Source organism: Cryobacterium sp. Hh38 (genome assembly GCF_004403235.1).
Lineage (GTDB): Bacteria > Actinomycetota > Actinomycetes > Actinomycetales > Microbacteriaceae > Cryobacterium > Cryobacterium levicorallinum.
In genome coordinates, this window is the sequence record NZ_SOHD01000001.1 from 1 (window position 1) to 18494 (window position 18494).

17 protein-coding genes and 1 pseudogene are annotated in these 18494 nt (G+C 60.9%); 14 read left to right on the forward strand and 4 right to left on the reverse strand.

Annotated features, from left to right (window positions below):
• Together E3T41_RS00005 and E3T41_RS00010 are read right to left on the reverse strand one after the other, a co-directional pair.
• Positions 1–1097: hypothetical protein (locus E3T41_RS00005; RefSeq protein WP_134476638.1), on the reverse strand; the 1097-nt coding region annotated here is incomplete at its 3' end.
• Positions 1094–2137, reverse strand: a complete 1044-nt coding sequence (locus E3T41_RS00010; RefSeq protein WP_134476639.1) for a site-specific integrase — start codon at positions 2135–2137, stop codon at positions 1094–1096. The genes E3T41_RS00005 and E3T41_RS00010, both read right to left, overlap by 4 nt.
• Positions 2138–2477: 340 nt before the next feature.
• On the opposite strand from E3T41_RS00010, the gene E3T41_RS00015 reads away from it, so the two are divergent.
• Entirely contained in the window at positions 2478–2900 is a 423-nt protein-coding gene (locus E3T41_RS00015; protein WP_134476640.1) for a hypothetical protein, read from the forward strand.
• On the opposite strand, the gene E3T41_RS00020 is transcribed toward E3T41_RS00015, so the two are convergent.
• A complete protein-coding gene (locus E3T41_RS00020) occupies positions 2878–3201 on the reverse strand; it encodes a hypothetical protein (RefSeq protein WP_134476646.1) in 324 nt (107 codons plus the stop codon). The two genes, E3T41_RS00015 and E3T41_RS00020, sit on opposite strands and share 23 nt — an antisense overlap.
• Positions 3202–3365: 164 nt before the next feature.
• Here E3T41_RS00020 and E3T41_RS00025 point away from each other — a divergent pair, with 164 nt between their 5' ends.
• The 3 genes from E3T41_RS00025 to E3T41_RS00035 all read left to right on the forward strand — a co-directional run bounded on the left by E3T41_RS00025 (position 3366) and on the right by E3T41_RS00035 (position 5075).
• Positions 3366–3962, forward strand: coding sequence for a helicase associated domain-containing protein (locus E3T41_RS00025; RefSeq protein WP_166791461.1), 597 nt, complete (start codon positions 3366–3368; stop codon positions 3960–3962).
• A 156-nt stretch (positions 3963–4118) separates the two neighbouring features.
• On the forward strand, positions 4119–4625 hold the full coding sequence (locus tag E3T41_RS00030) for a helix-turn-helix domain-containing protein (protein WP_134476650.1): 507 nt from the start codon (positions 4119–4121) through the stop codon (positions 4623–4625).
• A 51-nt stretch (positions 4626–4676) separates the two neighbouring features.
• Positions 4677–5075 (forward strand): hypothetical protein, encoded by a 399-nt coding sequence (locus E3T41_RS00035; protein ID WP_134476652.1) that lies wholly within the window; start codon positions 4677–4679, stop codon positions 5073–5075.
• A 97-nt stretch (positions 5076–5172) separates the two neighbouring features.
• Here E3T41_RS00035 and E3T41_RS00040 read toward each other — a convergent pair whose 3' ends face one another.
• Positions 5173–5361, reverse strand: a complete 189-nt coding sequence (locus E3T41_RS00040) for a hypothetical protein (RefSeq protein ID WP_134476654.1) — start codon at positions 5359–5361, stop codon at positions 5173–5175.
• A gap of 152 nt (positions 5362–5513) precedes the next feature.
• Between E3T41_RS00040 and E3T41_RS00045 the strand changes: the two genes are divergently transcribed.
• The 10 genes and pseudogenes from E3T41_RS00045 (at position 5514) to E3T41_RS00090 (ending at position 18430) form a co-directional block, all read left to right on the forward strand.
• Complete coding sequence (locus E3T41_RS00045; RefSeq protein ID WP_134476656.1) at positions 5514–7187, forward strand: hypothetical protein; 1674 nt, start codon at positions 5514–5516, stop codon at positions 7185–7187.
• Positions 7188–7426: 239 nt separating this feature from the next.
• Positions 7427–8932: an N-6 DNA methylase gene (locus E3T41_RS00050; protein WP_370256838.1), complete on the forward strand. Its 1506-nt coding sequence runs from the start codon at positions 7427–7429 to the stop codon at positions 8930–8932.
• Positions 8929–10089: a restriction endonuclease subunit S gene (locus E3T41_RS00055; RefSeq protein ID WP_134476658.1), complete on the forward strand. Its 1161-nt coding sequence runs from the start codon at positions 8929–8931 to the stop codon at positions 10087–10089. The genes E3T41_RS00050 and E3T41_RS00055 overlap by 4 nt, the downstream gene beginning before the upstream one ends.
• A complete protein-coding gene (locus E3T41_RS00060) occupies positions 10086–11039 on the forward strand; it encodes a restriction endonuclease (protein WP_134476660.1) in 954 nt (317 codons plus the stop codon). Before E3T41_RS00055 ends, E3T41_RS00060 begins: the two co-directional genes overlap by 4 nt.
• A gap of 75 nt (positions 11040–11114) precedes the next feature.
• Positions 11115–14566, forward strand: a pseudogene (locus E3T41_RS00065) (DEAD/DEAH box helicase family protein).
• Between the two features lie 117 nt (positions 14567–14683).
• Positions 14684–15298, forward strand: coding sequence for a hypothetical protein (locus E3T41_RS00070; RefSeq protein ID WP_134476661.1), 615 nt, complete (start codon positions 14684–14686; stop codon positions 15296–15298).
• A 78-nt stretch (positions 15299–15376) separates the two neighbouring features.
• Complete coding sequence (locus E3T41_RS00075; protein ID WP_134476663.1) at positions 15377–15880, forward strand: DUF1643 domain-containing protein; 504 nt, start codon at positions 15377–15379, stop codon at positions 15878–15880.
• A 41-nt stretch (positions 15881–15921) separates the two neighbouring features.
• Positions 15922–16524 (forward strand): hypothetical protein, encoded by a 603-nt coding sequence (locus E3T41_RS00080; RefSeq protein WP_134476665.1) that lies wholly within the window; start codon positions 15922–15924, stop codon positions 16522–16524.
• Positions 16525–16803: 279 nt separating this feature from the next.
• Complete coding sequence (locus tag E3T41_RS00085) at positions 16804–17706, forward strand: hypothetical protein (protein ID WP_134476667.1); 903 nt, start codon at positions 16804–16806, stop codon at positions 17704–17706.
• A complete protein-coding gene (locus E3T41_RS00090; RefSeq protein ID WP_134476669.1) occupies positions 17687–18430 on the forward strand; it encodes an HIRAN domain-containing protein in 744 nt (247 codons plus the stop codon). The genes E3T41_RS00085 and E3T41_RS00090 overlap by 20 nt, the downstream gene beginning before the upstream one ends.
• The last annotated feature ends 64 nt before the right edge of the window (positions 18431–18494 follow it).

The window sequence follows — 18494 nt, forward strand, 5'->3', positions numbered from 1 at the left end:
TACCACTGGCCGCCGACTTGGATGAGGTCCTCGTAGAAGGTTGTCTGGCCGTGCTCGTCCTTGTCGTAGTCGAAGACCGGCTTGGCGCCAATTTCGGCCAGAGTGGCCTGCAGGGTGTCAGCGGTGCTGCGGGGCAGGTAGGCGCGGTCGGCCATGAAGTGCAGGATGGGGAAGCCGGCTGCGAGAATGGCCTTGACCAACCGGTTTCCTTCGCCGGCAATCTTGCCTGGTTTGTGAAAGCTGACGCCGTGGGCGAGCAGGGGAAAGTTCGCGCGTTCCCCCGGCGTGTTAGCGGTCATGGTGGTGATTTCAGCTTCGATGGCCCACTCTCGCTTGTCCTTGTAGGTGGTTCCGCTGCCGTCGTGGTTGCCCTGACGTACGTACCAGCCGCCGTCGTAGTTAATGCTGCAGTGAGCGCCATCAGGGTTCTTCCTGCTTGGACCGCCGAGCCAGCCGTTGAGAGGAATTTTCGTTGCGTCGAGGGCCGTGTTGCCCTTGAACCGGCGGCGGAGTTCTCGAGGCATGAGCGCGATGGACCCGTTCAGTAGCCCGTTGCAGAGGGTGGAGAGGCGAGCCTGCTTGACGGCGGTGTCGGCTGGGTCGCGAGCGGCGAGAATCTCCTTGTATTCCTGGCGGGTGGGTAGTTTGCGGCGGTTGCCGGGGAAGGGGTCGATGAGGCGTTGCAGCCGCGAGACGGCTCGCCAGAGGCAGTCGTACCAGAAGGCATGCTCGACGTCGTGAACGCGGATGCCAAGGCTTTCGCGTTCGGCATCCGTCAAACGCAGAATTGTCGAGGCCATGTTGTTGAAGCGGAGGTCACTGTCGATACGTATTTGGATGAGAATCACTGCGAGGGCGGCATGTTCGTCGATGGTTTGCTTGCGGCCTCGCGGAGAGGTGAAGCCGGATTCGAGTCGCCATGTCTTGATAAGCGCACGAACTTTGGCGGACTCAAGAACACGCATTGTCTCGCTCACGTAGACCCGGAGGGGGTCTGTCGTGATGCGGCGCATATACATGGCGTTCGTCATGCCAAATGCCTCAAGCATCCAGGCCTCAGCGTCGTGCACGCGCGCGCGGTCAATACGCGGAATCACTTGTTCAGCTCCCCACGCAGGTGTTTGCGGTACGTGAGGGTGTCCAGCTCGGGCACGTGCTGAAGAAGGCGGGCAAGGTTCTCGAATTTGCCGACGCCGCTGGCGGTCATGAGCGCGCGCATGTCGGTGCGACCGGCCAGGTGTGTCACGAGCCAGGTCGCTCGCATGCGGTTGGTTTGCGGCCGCGGCATTCCGGGCGGCTGAACGCTTTGTTGAATGAAACCGGTGACGAGGTTCTTGCTGTTGTTCTTACGGGTCGGGCTGCCGAATACGCGGTCGCCAGCGTTGAGTCCGTCCAGGGCCACACGCAGCCAGGGCTCCCAGCGTGCCAGAAGTGGCACTTGGCGGGCATTGTTGCCGCGCACGGCCACGAGCGCGCCGTGGCTATCGAACTGGATATCCTCACGCCGCGCTTCACACACCTCGTTGGACCACAGGCCGCCTCCGGTGCAGAGCGCCAACAGAACGGTTGCGTTGCGTTCCCGACCGGGCGTGTTCTGTCCCCTGGCCCAGAACTCGAGCCGGGTCAGGTCTGCGTCGGAGTACGGCTCCATGCTGACGCGTGAATTCAGCGCCGTCAGCTCTGCCGCGGGGCTATCGGGGAGGAGTACCTCGGAGATGCGCAGCAGGATTGCTCGGTAGTTGCGGCGTGTTCCTTCTGCCTGGTTCATGACATCGCTGGTGTACCGCGAGATGAGGTCAGGGCGGAAGATAATCTGCGGCTGCAGCGGGAAGCCGGCGACGTTTACCGCCCAGTCCACATAGTGCGAGCAGACGATAAGAAGCCGAGACGTCGTGTACGCACAATTGGGTGCGGTGATAGCGACAGTGTCTTCAACGAACTCTCGGATGCGTTCCCACCGCTGCGGCGATATTTCGGGCTGGTACCGCACCATCACGGTGACGCACGCTGCCGGAAGGACTGAGTGAATGCTGGGCGCGATGCCTGTCGGGTCGTCGACGAGGTTGGTGCGTCGCAGCCGGCCGAGCAGGCTGCTGATGAGTTGGGCGTCGAAAACCCACGGGTCGCTCCAGCACATCCTCGTGATGCAGGTCGAAGTCTGGAGAGGGCTACGGGCGGGGGCATGGTGTTTCCTGGTGCTGGTGCTGGTGCGCTCGCGCTGTGGGCGCGTGGGATGTTCGAAGTAGACGGTCGAGCTAACCGAGGCCGAGCTGGAAAGCGGAAGGCGGAACGCAGCACGAGTATGCAGGGACGGGGAGGGGGATGAGTGGGAGGGGGTCATACGGTCTCTATGCGATCCGACGTGAATCGGGTGTCGCACAAAGCGGTGTAACTTCAATCTGTTTGTAATAACTGCTATGTGACTAGAAATTGTGATAAATATCCGGTAGATATTCGCGTCCTGATAGGCTTTGATCATGCCCAAGAAGCCCAAACCTGGCGGTCACGTGTTCGAACCGCGAGCTCGGATGCAGGTCCCCAAGAGCTTCGGAAAGATGGGGATTGCGTGCGCTGCCGTTGGTAAATCGGATGCGCAGCTAGCTGCTGCGCAATTCCAGCATCTGGTCGCCAACACCATCCGAGAATGCATCACGAGACGATCCGGCACGCTGCGATTGTTTCTGGAAGGCGCCGAATTCCCCGTGGAGATGACCTACGACAGGGTCAGCCGTATTCTGCGAGGCGAAACGATGATGACCATCACCGATCTCCTGATCTGGACCGCTGCGTTCCCAGAGGTTCGCGTTCTTGCTGCCGAGCTCGTTGCTGCCGAACCTCTAGGGCACGACAAGGAGCAGTCGCCGGCCTCTTCGGAAACTACGCCGGACGTTCCGAAATGACTCGTTCGATTTTCGCCACGAGCGAGCTTTCGTGCCAGTAGTAGTCGATCGAGTCTGACCATCCGTCAGTATGCATGGTCCAGCGCCCACCGCGACCCACGGTGAGGGTGTCAATGCTTCGCAGTGGCCGTGCCACATCGTTGATCCCCGGGGTGGCGTTGGTGCCGGGCACCCGGGTCACAGTGTGCGCGTCCAGATCAAAGTAGTGGGTGCTGTCGCGGGTTGAGACCTGCCACAGTCCACCTTCACTGCCAGTCAAGGATGTGACGGTGTTGTCATCGGGTGCGTCTGTCGTACTCATGGGAACCTCCGGCCGTTGGCCCCCGAATTAGGAGTCAGGCTCCGAGGCTAATTTCCTTTAGGCGCGGGTGTGCTCCGTGCAGGAATACATCTTTTCGCCGGCGCCGTGCCGTGCCGCGCATGTCCTTTCCGATACCGCACGCCGTGCGGGTCGGAAAGATGCTCATGACCGAACCAAACGCTCTGTCGACCCTCCATACCGAGTACGCAAGGGTTCGACGACTCGGACCCGACGGGCTCAGCGCCGATCAGGCCCGTTCCCTTAGCTACTTCGTTCGCGAACTACAGCTTCGAGATGCGCAACCCGGCGAGGCCCAGATCCCCGACGCCATCATAAGGTGGCTCCAGAACGTTTTCGCGTTGGAGGACTTCATCGCGCGTCTGAACCGAATGCCTCGCGAGAACCGTCGGCTACCAGCCAACTCGATTTCTGACGAAGAGAAAACCCTGACCGCCTTCGTTCGCGCGCAACGCCGAGCCTTCGCTGGAGCGCGCCTCTGCACATATCAGGAGCGCCGGCTCGCGGCCATCGAAGGGTTCAGCTTTCATCTCCGCGACGACGTTTGGATCTCACGCTTCAGGGAGTATCGAGACTTCATCACGGAGAACGGGCGGGTGCCCCGCCTCCGGAGCCACGAAGACAAGGAACACTCCCTCGCGGCGTGGGCGGCGAAACAGCGCCTGGCGTATCGTCGGGGGCGCTTGTCGCGAGAGCGCATGCTCGATCTCAGCGGCTCGGGCTTCTGGACATGGGGACGTTGACGAGATAAGCGAGACCAGACTTCTCGTTGCCTACAAAACTTCGCACTCGATCCCTACCAGGCCGGCGTGTGACGCACGGATAGGGCCGCGGTCCGTGCCGGAATACACTTTCGGCGTCGTCTGGCTCCTGCCGATCTGGCCGTGCAGAATCGAAACATGACTGACGATCACGCTGGTGCCGGACTCGACGCGGCTGCCTCACTGAGCAGGTCGGACGACGGTGTCGCTGCTCAGGCACAGTCCGCGACGATGTCATTGGAACTCGCCTACAGCCTCCTCGCAACAGAACACATGTGGCGGCTATTGGACGCAGAGTTCGGGCTGCTCACGGAGCGGGAAGTCGCCCAACTTCTCCAAGTCCCACCAACGGCTCGCAATTGGTTCTCGGAACGTCGGAAAGCAGGCCAGATCATCGGCGTTCGACGCGGGAACTCTTACCGGTACTTCGGATTTCAATTCGATCGGGAGCTGTCGGTCATCCTTCCATTTGTTGAGACCTTGCTCGATCTGGCCCGCGTCAACGAGTGGACCACCGAGAGCCTGAGTCTCTGGATGCTGAGTCCGTCCACGTCATTCGCCGGGGAAGGCCGGCCGGTGGACCACCTTCGGGAGCCGGAGGCGGTCTTGGCGGCCGCGAAGCTCCAAATGGAGGAGCTATGGTGACGCGGACAGGCGATCTCGTCGGGGAAGCGCGCGTCTGGGGACGTCGTCCCCATGACTGATCCGAAAGGCGACGCGTTTGCGATGCCGTCAACAACGATCACGCAGCGCGACCTGGTCTTTCCGGCACGCGGCGCAAACCCGGACCTGCTGCCGGCCTACGCCCTAATCCCGGAGCAGTATAGGAATCCGGAGCCGTCGAGAGATCCCGAGGCGCTGAAATGGGCCGCGTTCCAAAGCCTGTGGTTCTTTCATGGGTTACCGGCCACCGTGCAGCTTTACCCGCGCCCCGGAATCAACTCGCAACAGGCCTTCGACCACCTACGAGTCGTTCAAGGCTGCTACGGTTCACCGCATGAACACAAGGCCGCAGCGGTCGCCTGGCTGGCCTCCCAGTGGTTTTTTGATTATGACTTCGACGGTGCGGCCGGGCCGGGCAGTAACCCGAGCTGATAATGGTCCCTGCGGCCAGGGTCGGCCCGGGGCATCCGTATGCGGAGAACGCTGGCGAGTATCTCCCGGTGAGTGGCGTGCGGTGCGGCAGGGCCGGTCAACGGTTACGGAATTCGTTTCTCACAAAGTCGGCCTGCTCGGGCGAGAGACACCAGCGCACGCCTTTTTCGGCCTCGGAGCGCCATGACTGCGTCCGCAGCCAGCGCCGGATCGCCTTCCCGCCGTCTCTATGCCCGAGGGCGCGGGCGAGTTCGGGAGGTGTGATTGCGTCGTTCGATGTGGCCATACGTAAAGCCTAGGTCTGCATCCTCGGGCCGCCTCGCCGAGCATGGACTCATCCCTGACGGCGGAAGTCCATGACTCGATAGCATGGCTATTGTCGGAGGGGGCTGAGACGCTGAAGTTCCTCGCAGGTGCATTGCAAACAAAGGAACTGAGATGAGCGACGAGATTGTGACGGAACCGGACACCGCACCTAGCGAAGAAACTAGTCTTGTCGGCACTGTCGGCACTGTCGGCACTGACGGCGGGGCAGGGCCGGTGGCGACGCTCGTCGAGATCGAAAACGGCCTCGCAGTGCTGTTCGGTGATCACGTGCCCGAGGGCCTGGAGGTCGTCCCGTTCACCCTGATCGACACTGCGACGCGCTCTGCGATGTCTGCAGTGGTTGCGGGATCGTTCGGCGCGGGCAACGTCGTTGCTCAGGGAGTGAATGGTGTCCTGCAAGCGCAAGGCCTGGTGCGCTTGGCTCCCCAAACGATCAAGGCTCTCAAAACCATGACGCCCGTGGTCAAGGACGGGTGGAATCTGGGCACCCTCGGCGTCCCTGGAAGATTCGGTACTGCCGTGCGGTGGCTGCCCGCGTCCGCAGCGACGGCGACATCGGTCATCGCCTCGATGGGCCAAGCGCTCACCTTGATGGCGATCCAAGTCCAGCTCAATCAGATCGCCAACGTTGCCCAGCACAACGTCGAACTCACCTCCAAAGTGATGGAACTCGTGCGGCAGAAGGAATTGTCGACCGTCATCGGATACCACAAAACGCTCATTCGGGAGCTGGGTCACGCTCGTCAGATCGGAGAGGTGACAAGCGCCGTTTTTGAGGAGATTCGCGGCTATCAAGGGGAGCTCTCGAATCAATGGGATTTCTACGAGACGGCCGTTCGACGGCATGCCAAAGAACTCGAATCAAAGCTGGGCCACAAGGAGCGCCAGCAGTACTTGACTGATCACGGGCAGGCGATCGTCGCGGATATTCATGCGCTTCTCCTGGCAAAAGCGTCGTGGTTTGTCTATGACGCGTTGCGCGCTGGCCACTTGCTCAAGAGCGCGAAGTCCAATTCACAGGACGAGATGTTGTTGAGGACTTTGGTGTCGAACGCGAAGTCCTTGCATGCGAAGACACTGGACGAGACTGACTGGCTCCTCGACCAGCTCAGCCGAGAGTTCGCCGTCATCAGCGAACTTCCCGGAAAGAGAACCATCAAGATTGGCAGTACGTCCCGTGCCGCGAAGGACGCGACTGCCCTCGTGCGGCAGTTGCAACAGGCCTTGGTCTCCATCCGAGGAGAGGACACTCCGAAGGAGCCCGAACCCCTCGTTCTACCGTCGATCCTCGTGTTCGAAGGCGAAGTCCCGAGTGAGCTCGAGCGAATCCTACCCCTGCGCCTCAGGACCGGTGAGCGGGTCCTCGCATTGGGTGACGCATCCTGCTCCCGCTGGAACCTGCCCTTCCTCGATTCCGGCTGGGTCGTGGTGACCGACCAACGCGTCCTCATCACCAAACAGGATTCCCTCCGGCGGGTGGGCGCGATCGACACCGAGCTTGCCGTCGACGACATCCGCTATGTACGCAGATCCGACCAAACCGACAAGGCAACCACCGTCGAAGTCATCACCAAAGACATCACCCTGACCTTGAAATTCCCCTCCTGGTCGAAAACAGGTCAGTCCCGAACGGATGCGCAGCGCTTGGGCGAGCTGGTAGCCAGTTACATGCGCCTGCCGGATTCCGAGGTGCCGAAAGTGGAACGCCGTGAACTCGACGCCGCTGTCGATCAGGCGGCCAACGCCAGCATCGGCGCCGGTGCATCCGCTTCCACCCATCACTAAGGATCCTGGGCGACATCAGCCTCTCGCACGTTAAAATGACCCCCCAACTGGCTTTGCCTCACGCTTCGCCCCAGATATTTCAGGTCTGCGCTGTTCCTGCTCAGGGGCGCGAGTGCTGGTCTGCGATGTCAGCGGTCGCTCATAGTCTGAAAGACTCGACACAACGCAGTTGAGCGAGGAGCAAGCCTCGACTAAATATGCGTTTCAACAAGGGGAGCACCACAGTGGTTACTGGGGAATTGAAATCACAGATCGACAAGGTCTGGAACGCTTTTTGGACCGGCGGCATCGCCAACCCGGTCGAGGTGATCGAACAGATCACCTACCTGCTCTTCATTCGCCGGCTCGACGACCTGCACACCCTCGCCGAGAACAAAGCGAACCGCACCGGCCAGCCGATTGAGAACCGCGTGTTCCCCGACGGCCAAGATGACACCGGCCGCGCACCCCGCGACTACAACGACATGCGCTGGTCGGTCTTCTCCAACCGTTCGCCCGACGAGATGTTCACCATCGTGGGGCAGCACGTGTTCCCGTTCTTGCAGCAGCTCGGTGAGAAGGGCTCCAGCTACGCCCGCAACATGAAGGACGCCCGCTTCACCATCCCCACCCCCGCCCTGCTCGTGAAGGTCGTTGACCTGCTCGCTGCCATTCCCATGGAGGACCGCGACACCAAGGGTGACGTGTACGAGTACATGCTCTCCAAGCTGGCCACCGCCGGCACGAACGGGCAGTTCCGCACCCCGCGCCACATCATCAAGCTCATGGTCGACATGACGGCGCCCACCCCCACCGACACGATCATCGACCCCGCCGCGGGAACGGCCGGCTTTCTCGTCGTCGCCGGCGAATACCTGCGGGAGCACCACCCCGAAATCTTCACGGATGCGGCCAGCCGCGCCCACTTCAACGGCCCGGCCTTCACCGGCTACGACTCCGACGCCGCCATGGCCCGCATCGGCAGCATGAACCTGATGCTGCACGGAGTGGACAACCCCACCATGGAGCGCGGTGATTCCCTGGGTGAGCTGCACCCCACCACCGAGAGTTATAGCCTCGTCCTCGCCAACCCACCGTTCGCCGGAAGTCTCGATTACGAGACCACGGCGAAGGACCTGCTCGACGTCGTGAAAACTAAAAAGACCGAGCTGCTCTTTCTCGTACTGATGCTGCGCATGCTCAAAAACGGCGGCCGAGCGGCCGTGATCGTTCCCGACGGCGTGCTCTTCGGCTCGTCGAAGGCCCACAAAGAACTGCGCCGCATCCTCGTAGAAGACCACAAACTCGACGCTGTCGTGAAGCTCCCCAGCGGTGTCTTCAAGCCGTACGCCGGAGTCTCCACGGCCATCCTGTTCTTCACGAAGACCAGCTCCGGTGGCACCGACAACGTGTGGTTCTACGACGTGCAGGCCGACGGCTTCTCCCTGGATGACAAACGCACCGAACTAGACACCAGAGTTCACGAGCAGAACAACCTGCCCGACACCTTCGCCCGGTGGTCGAGCCTGTCCGCCCCCGACAGCCCCGAACTCACACGGGCCCGCACCACTCAGTCCTTCATGGTTCCTAAGGCCGAGATCGCCGCCCAGGGCTATGACCTGTCCCTCAACCGGTACAAAGAGGTCGAGCACGAGGTCGTCGTTCACCGGACCCCGGTCGAGATCCTGGACGATCTCGCCGCGCTGGACGATGATATTTCGGCGGGTATGACAGAGCTGAGGACGACCCTGGGTGCCCACGTATGACCGCTATAGCGGCGCTTGGGGACCTAGCTGAATTCATACGTGGTGTGACCTTCAAGCCTGAGCAAGTATCGACGTCCGATGACGTTGAGGCTGTCGCGTGTCTTCGAACCAAGAATGTACAGGCGCAACTTGAAACCTCAGATCTTGTATTCGTTCCGCGGAGCGTCGTAAAAAACGAGGCCCAAATGGTTCGTCACGGCGACATCGTCATTTCGAGCGCCAACAGTTGGAACTTGGTAGGCAAATCTTCATGGGTCGGTGACCTGGACTTTGAGGCAGCGATTGGAGGGTTCATTTGCTTACTCAGAGTTACCCGAGACGATGTTGACGCACGATATCTGTATCGCTGGTTTTCATCGCCTCGTATTCAAGCCATTGTTCGAAGCTTTGGGCAAAAGACGACGAACATCTCGAACCTGAACTTGGGTAGAGCGCGCGAACTTGAAGTTCCACTGCCACCTCTCCCGGAGCAGCGTCGTATCGCGGCGATCCTCGATCAGGCTGACGAGCTGCGCACCAAACGCCGCCGAGCGCTCCAGCTTCTCGACGAACTCGCCGACGCCATCTTTGTTGACATGTTTGGAACCCCTAGCGATTTTCGGGGAGAGCTAATGGCTTTCGGAGAGCTCGGCCGCGTAGTTACTGGGAAGACTCCACCCGGAGCACGTGAAGGGATGTTTGGAGATTTTGTTCCATTCGTTACGCCTGGGGATCTGGGGCGCGAACTGACGCCCGGTCGCGGATTGAGCCAGGCGGGTTCTGCCACAGTCCCGCTAGTTGCCTCCGGCTCGCTCCTCGTCTGTTGTATCGGAGCAACGATTGGGAAAATCGGCATGGCTGCCGAACCGTCGGGCTTCAATCAGCAGATCAATGCAGTCGAGTGGGGCCCCCTCGTGGACTCTACTTTTGGATTGTTCGCAACCCGCCAGCGACGCGACGAAATTGTACACAGCGCATCAAGTACAACCATGCCGATTCTTAACAAGGGCGCATTCCAGAAGATCCAGATCGCGATTCCTAAAATTGAGCACCAAAAGGCGTTTGCAACCCAAATCGGTGTTTTGATGGGCCACAAAAGCGCTTCGCAATACGAGGAAGTGCTGCTCGATGAACTCTTCGCATCCCTGCAGCACCGGGCCTTCCGAGGAGAGCTATGAGTGATCTGGTCGAATCGGTTGAGCAGCCCGACAACATCTCAACGCTGCCGCAGTGGCACGTCTTCATGCGACCACTCTTAGAGGTCCTCTCCGATGGAAATTCATGGTCCAAGAAGGACTTGGAGCAGGCAACGCTCGACAAGGCGGGTGTCACTTCGGAGCAGCGCAATGAGTTGCTTCCGTCCGGTCAGTATCGGGCGATCAACCGCATCGGGTGGGCCACGTCCCATCTCTTCCAGGCTCAGGCACTGGAGAAACCCATGAGAGCGGTCAGGAGGATAACGTCCACCGGCCAGAACTTACTGGAAGAATACCCGGCCGGTTTTGGCAAGAGTGCCCTAGAGGAGATTCCCGCATTTCTGGCGTATATCCCGTCGCGTGGCCCGCTCAGCAACGGGGCGTTGGCAAGCGGTTCCGAGAGCCCGGACATGGACGAAGACCCGATGGAACTGATCGAGGCTGGTATTGCGGCGTTTGAATCCGAGGCTGCCTCCGAACTGATTCGGAAGCTGCGGGAGAAACATCCCGATTTCTTCGAGCAGGCGGTCGTGGATGTGCTCAACAAGATGGGTTACGGCGGTACTGAGGAGCGTGGGCGGCGCCTCGGTGGCTCTGGTGATGGTGGGGTGGATGGCGTGATTGATCAGGACGCTCTCGGCCTCAACCGCATTTACGTGCAGGCGAAGCGCTACGGCGAGGGAAACTCCGTGCAGCGTCCCGAGATTCAGGGTTTCGTGGGTGCGTTGGCTGGCAAGGGGGCTGCCCAGGGTGTCTTTGTCACCACGGGCCTTTTTTCCAAGGGGGCCCGCGAGTATGTGGGGCAGATTCCGAGCCGGGTTGTTCTCATTGATGGGCCGCGTCTGGCGGAGCTCATGATTCGGTACCGCGTGGGTGTGCAGATTAAGCGCACGTACGAGGTCGTTGAGGTCGACGAAGACTACTTCGAATAGGGGCGAACTCCTTCGGCGTCAGTGCTGGCCGATAGAGTCTGCCTTATAAGCGTTTGTGACCACGGGGGTGTGTGGATGGGTAATTTCGATTTTGTGACTGCGGCGTGGCCGGGCATCAGTGACGAAGCGCGGCGGGCTGAACACTACGCCTTCGGTGAGCCTCGGTCATCCGTTTTCTATGCCCGTCGCACTCTTGAACTGACCGTGCATTGGCTCTATCAGGCTGATGAGTCGCTCAGCCTGCCGTACAACAACGACCTCTCGAGCCTGTTGTTCGAGCCTACGTTCAAGACGCTGGTGGGCCCGGGCATCCACGCGAAGATGAACGTTATTCGCATGCGTGGCAACGATGCCGTGCACCGCGCCGGGGCGATGACTGACGCCCAGAGTCTGCCGGTGGTTCGGGAGCTCTTTCATGTGCTGATCTGGCTTGCGTCCCGTTACGCGGCGACGCCCGAGCTGCGCCCAGCGCCGGGGGTTCCGTTTGATGCCGCCTCGATTCCTCGCCCGCAGCCGGGGGCTGCGGCTCACACTCGTGAACAGTTGCAGAAACTCGCCGAAGGGAACGCTGCCAAAGACGCACAGCTGGCGAAGGCCAACGCAGACAACGACAGCATGGCCGCTGAACTCGCGGAGCTGCGCGCAGCTATGGCCGCCATCACCGCTGCGAACACGGTCATCCCCGACACGCATGATTACCGTGAGAACGAAACCCGGCATCTGTTCATAGACCTGCTGCTCAGCGAAGCTGGTTGGCCCCTCACCGAGGATCGCGATCGGGAGTTTCCGGTCATCGGAATGCCCGCGGCGGCCGGGGCGAAGAGCAGCGCCCCCGGCAAGGGGTTCGTGGACTACGTGCTCTGGGGCGATGACGGCCTACCGCTTGGCGTGGTCGAGGCCAAGCGCACCACCCGTGACCCCAAAGTGGGCCAGGAACAGGCCCGGCTCTACGCGGATGCCCTCGAGCAACAGTTCGGTCAACGCCCGGTGATCTTTTACACGAACGGGTACGAACACCACATCTGGGACGACACGATGTACCCGCCGCGGCAGGTGGCCGGGTTCTATACCCGCGACCAGCTTGCGCTGCTGGTGCAGCGACGTACGGCGAAGCATCTTCTCGTTGCCTCGGGCAAGGCACCGGGCACGACGATCAACACCGACATTGTGGGGCGGCACTACCAAGTTCAGGCCGTGGCCAAGATCGCCGAGAGCTTCGAGGCCGGCCACGAACGGAAGGCACTGCTGGTGATGGCCACCGGCAGTGGCAAGACCCGCACGGTGATTGCCCTCACCGACCTTCTCATGCGGGCCAACTGGGCCAAACGTGTGCTCTTCCTCGCCGACCGGATCGCCTTGGTCAATCAGGCCGCGGGAGCGTTCAAAGAGCACCTGCCGGCTGCGGCCCCGGTGAACCTGCTCACGGACCGCGATACCGACGGGCGTGTGTTCGTCTCGACGTACGGCACGATGATGGGGCTGATCGACCAGGGCGGTTCCACGGGCGACGATGCGGGCGGGGGGCTGCGCCGGTTCGGCCCCGGCTACTTCGACCTGATCATCATCGACGAAGCGCACCGGTCGGTGTACCAAAAATACGGCGAGATCTTCTCCTACTTCGACTCCCTGCTCGTGGGCCTCACCGCGACGCCGAAGGATGAGGTCGACCACAACACCTACAGTCTCTTCAACCTGGAAGACGGGGTCCCCACCGATTCGTATGAGCTCGGTCAGGCCATCGCCGACAAGTACTTGGTACCGCCCGTCGCACGGCCAATCGCGCTGGGGTTTATGAACCGCGGCATCCGCTACGCCGATTTGAGCGCTGACGAGCGCGACCAATGGGACATGCTCGATTGGGATGACGGCCTCGTTCCCGACGCGATCGATGCGGCTGCGGTGAACAAGTGGTTGTTCAACGCCGACACCGTCGACAAGGTGCTGGAAGTACTCATGCGCGAGGGCCGGTGGGTGGCCGGAGGTGACCGGCTCGGCAAGACCATCGTGTTTGCGAAGACCAATGCGCACGCCGAGTTCATCGCCGACCGGTTCAACGCCAACTACCCCGAGTTCGCCGGTCAGTTCGCCCGAGTTGTCACCTACAAGACCGAATACGTGCAAAATCTGATAGGCACTTTCTCCAAGACCGACGGGTCCCCGCAGATCGCGATCTCGGTGGACATGCTCGACACGGGCATCGACGTGCCGGACGTCGTGAACCTGGTCTTCTTCAAGCCCGTGTACTCGAAGACCAAGTACTGGCAGATGATCGGCCGCGGCACACGCCTCCGCCCCGACCTATATGGGCCCGGCGCCGACAAAGAAGACTTCATGATCTTCGACGTCTGCGGCAACATCGAGTTCTTCAACGCGGAGATGACGGACGCTGCTGCCAGCCAGGTAGAACCTCTGCACCAACGCTCCTTCAAAGCGCGGATTGGTCTGCTTCGGGCGCTCGACTCCCTCGCCTCACCCCACGAAAGCCACATGGCCCTGCGGTTGTCGCTGGCCACCCGGTTGCACGACACCGTCGCCGGCATGAACCACGGCAACTTCCTCGTACGAAAACATCTGCGGCAGGCTGAGCATTTCGCCACCGTCAACGCCTGGAACACTCCAACGGCCGAAGAGTTGGATGCTGCCGCCGAGCACCTATCGGGCTTACCGTCGAGCGTGCACGCCCTAGACACCGATGAAGACGCCAAACGCTTCGACCTGCTCGCGCTCCGGGGCCAGCTCGGAGTCGTGAGCCTAGAACCGGAAGATGTAGACGCATTTGCTCGTGCCAAGGTGCGGCTGCAAGCCATTGCCGACGCGCTCGGCGAGCAACGCAACATCCCGGTCATCAAACAGAACCTTGAGCTGATTCAGGCCGTCGCCAGTGATGAGTGGTGGGACGGCGTGACCGTCGGCATGCTCGAGCTGATGCGGTTGCGGCTCCGCGCTCTCGTGCGCCTCGTCGATAAGACGAAGCAGGCCATCGTGTACACCGACTTTGAAGACACCCTTGGCGAGTTTGAGCCGGCTGAGGTGCGGATCGTGACGCCCGGTGTTGACCGGGATCGCTTTCGCGAGAAGCTCCTCGCGTTCCTCCGCGAACACCAGGACCAGGTCGTGCTGCACAAGCTGCGCATGGGACGCCAGCTCACGGCCCTCGACCTGGCCGAACTCGAACGCATCCTGACCGAAACCGGCGGGTTCTCACCCGCCGAAATAGCGGCGGGCGCCACCGAAGCCAACGGACTCGGCCTGTTCATCCGGTCGGTCGCGGGCATGGATCGCGGCGCGGCATCCGAAGCCTTGGACTCTTTCGTCGGCGGCGTGACCTTCANGCGAACCAGTTGGCGTTCGTCAAGCTCATCATCGATCAGCTCACCCAGCGTGGCGCAGTGGCGACGGGTCTTCTGTATGAAGCGCCTTTCACTGATTACGCGCCGCACGGGCCGGACGAGCTGTTCACCAATGCACAGGTGACAAACCTGATCGACGTGTTGAAGCATGTGGCAGCGACCGCTGCGGCGTCGTGAGGCTTTTCACCCGAGCCGTGGAGATCACTTCCGGAACTCGCAGGTGACTTGCGGCACGTGGACACGCGAAGTGACAGTCAGTATCCGTGACAACACGGCCATCGACATGGCGTCGAATTGGGCGCGGCGAGAGACGAGACCATTCTGAACATCACCGAATCCATGCAGAATAGGGCCTTAGGGGCAGGACCCCTTTTCGATGAATCATCGCGGGTCGCTCTCGACTGCGCCTTTTGCTTGTGTGCCTACTTCATCGTCAGCGCAGAGACGCTTTCGGAGCATTGGCGTCACCTAAATTCGTTGCAGCGTGCGGTTCTGGTGATTCAGGCACGCTCGCTGCCGTCGGCGTTCATGCTGACAGGCATTGCTGGCGCCGCCTTCGTCGTTCAGTGGGTCGAGAATCTTGATGTCCCTGACAACGCGAAATCCCTCTCCGATCCTGCCGCGCTTTCCGACGCGCTGTTGGACTTAGAACACCAGCGGCTGGAGGAGCAGCGCAAGGCCGGAATCGAGAAGCGCAAGATGCTTCAGAAAATGGATGCGGACAAAATATCCGGTTCGGAACCTCGGCCGCGTGGAACGGCGTCTGATAGTCGCACGGCGGCCGAGAGCCATGCCGGTTACCAGCGAGAGAGGGAAACGCTATCAAAGGCCTTGGAAGCGCGCTGTCGCCATTGCGGGGCGACGAACCAGCAATACCGACTGTGCCGCAGTTGCAAGCGGGTTCGATAACCGGTTGGGCAAGACTGTCCCCGACCTACTATCTGCGCAGGGTCGGCCCACATGGAACATTTGAAGGGAAGTCACTGAGTGCAATGGCTCTATGAACGCAACGCCGACAATTCGGCGCGATTCGTCCTCGGGACGGTGGGCGAGAAACCTCTCGTCTGTTTCGGGATCAACCCGAGCACCGCGGAGCCGAATCACCTCGACCGGACCGTAAACATCGTGAGCCAGGTGGCTGCACTGAACGGCTTCGACAGCTTCGTCATGCTGAACGTCTATGCTCAACGTTCGACCGATCCGGATGGCCTGGACGAGTGCGTCCGTCCTGCATTCAAGAACGAGAACGAGCGCCAGATCGCAGCCTTCGTAGGCGGGCGGAATCTTACGCTCTGGGGCGCTTGGGGACAGCTCGTCGAGCTGAGGGGCTACCTGCCGTCGCTCCTGCAAGACATCGTCGCACTTCCAGAAGTAGCAAACTGCTCCTGGGTATCCCGCGGTCGGGTGACCAAGGGCGGCCACCCGCATCACCCGCTGTACGTTAAGAAGGATGCTCCACTCGAGCCCTTCAACGTCGATCCTTACCGGTGAGGAGTTGACTGGGTGTGTCACAAGAGGAATAGGGGAGAGACATGAAAATCCATCCGACGGAACAGATCCCGCTTCGCAAGGCGCGACCGCTGTCAAAGGTACGAGTTGAGACCCTAGGACTGCTCGATACGCGCCCTGAAGATCTTGACTGCCTCGGCGGCGAGTTTGTTGTTCTGGGTGACGACCATTCCCTAGACATCTTTATGCGTGACCCTGAGACCGGGCGCAGAATCAAGGGGTTCAAGATCTGGTCGGAAGGCTCGGGAGTTTGCCTCTTAGGAGGCGATACGAAGATCACAGAGGCAGTTGCACCCCAGCCTGCGGGGCATCCTGAGGAGATCGCAAAGCGCGCGACCGATGGCCAACGCATCGTCGCGTCCACCGATGAGACCATCCGTTGGCAGAGTGAAACCCATCCCTTCATTTGGGAGTGTTCCGAACTGGATACTGCCGTTGACGGAACCACTGATGCCGAGTTCGGTTTGGAGACGCTCCTATACGCGATTCCTGTCGCACCCGAAGAAGTCCTGCCTGTTCTCCATGCGGCTGTCGCGAGGAGCTACGACGACGTTCTTGATTTCTACGAGAAGTTCAATGAGCCGCTTCCGCAGTGGGATCAGAACGGCTACAAACTGCCGCGCTGATGCACGGGTCTTCCGCGCGATTCGGTGACAGGTAGACCTGCCCGTACCGCACGCCAGGGGAGGAAGTGGCATCGTCCGGACTTCGGCTGTCCGAGTCGGGCTGGAACGCAGCACGTTTGGCCGTGCTCTGAGCAGGACAGGGTGATCGGCGGGTTGGCCGGGATGGGCAAAACAGAATCTGACATATGGAGTGTTATCGGCGCCGGACGCTACGTCCGTCAGCTGCACTGGGTGGAGTCGACGTGACAACGGCGCTCCATCGCCCAGTAGCGTGGGGCTATGCCGATCGAGTGGATTCCTGTCCCGATCAAGGATGAAGGGAGCGAGGATGAGCCGCTCGGGAGCAAACCCAAGTTCTGGGTGGTTGATCCCGCCGATGGTCATCATTGGCTTTTCAAATATGCCCGATCGAGAGACGGTGAAGTTCGCGGGGAGGATTGGGCGGAATGGACCGTCCATCACATCGCAACTCTGATCGGCATCCCAACGGCAGAGATCCGTCCCGCATACTGCCGCGAGCAGCGCGGAATTGTTTCGCGGTCCGTTATCTCTCTTCATACGGGGCAGAGGCTCGTGCATGGCAACAGCCTGTTGTCTGAATCGAATCCGTTCTACCAAACCGGTCTCGGTAGAGGGAACGTGGACTACACAGTGGAGGCGGTTTGCCGTTCCCTGGCGGGCGTGGCTGCGCCGCTAGTCGATCCGCAGTTGTCTGATTTGTCGGGTTTCGACGTGTGGGCAGGATATGTCGTGCTTGACGCACTCGTAGCGGGTCGAGATCGCCACCACGAGAACTGGGGTGTGATCAGCGAACGAGGACGGCGAAGCCTTTCGCCGTCCTTCGATCACGGAAATGCGCTGGGTTTTCAGGAGCATGATGATCGCCGACAACGGTGCCTCGACGACGCCACCCAGATGATCGCTTGGGCGGCCCGCGGTCGAAGCCACCACTTCGCGGGGAAGCCCTCCCTCGTCGCGGTTGCTCACGACGCGCTGACGCGGGCATCGCCTGCCGCGCGTCAGTATTGGAAGGCTAAGATCGAGAATCTAGACTTGGATCAGGTGCAGGCTCTCGTGGCGCACGTACCGGCAGACTTGATGTCAGAGGCAGCCCGTAGATTTACGGTGCAACTCGTTGAAGTGAACAAGAGGAGGTTGCTGGATGGCTACCCAAGGACTTGAAGATACCCGGACCGCAGCGCTGCAAAGTGCCCGGCGCCTGCTCCTCATCTGGCAAAATCCTGCGACTCGGAAGTTCGTCCAGGTCGGACAACTCGATCACCTTCTCGACGGAAAGTACGTGTTCCAATATCTTCCTGCTGCCACTACCGACCCAGACTTTTTTGCCCTCGACGAATACCCGGTCTTAGACAGGTCATACGTGTCGAGTGCCCTACCGGTTTTCTTCGCCAACCGCATCATGTCCTCGGGGCGCGCCTCCTATCAAGAGTATTTGGAGTGGCATGGCCTCCAGGACGCCGAGTCCATCGATGTTCCCATGGAGCTTCTCGCGCGGACCGGTGGCGGTCGTGCTACCGACACCTTTCATGTGGTCGAGCATCCCGTGCGCAGTACCGGCACCTTTTCCAGCCGATTTTTTGTCTCCGGTCTTCGACACGTCGACGGCGGAGCAGAGAGAGTACGAACCCTGTCGGAGGGTGCAAATTTATCCCTCCGCTCAGATGAGGAGAATGAGCACAATCCTCAAGCCGTCGTCGTTGATACCGACCACCTGGAGCCCATCGGATGGGTTCCCGACTGGCTCTGCGACGAGGTTAGTGCGCTCCGCAGTTCCGGTTGGCAACTCGAAGCAATCGCCGAGAGAGTGAACCCGGAAGCACCCGTGCACGTTCAGGTGTTGTGTCGCATCGACGCAAGATGGAACGAGCCGGCCCCGGCCGTCTAAATTTCTGCCGAGGTGGATTCACGGCGCCCCGACGGAGCCTGCTGCGCGCATCGACTTCCGTGGC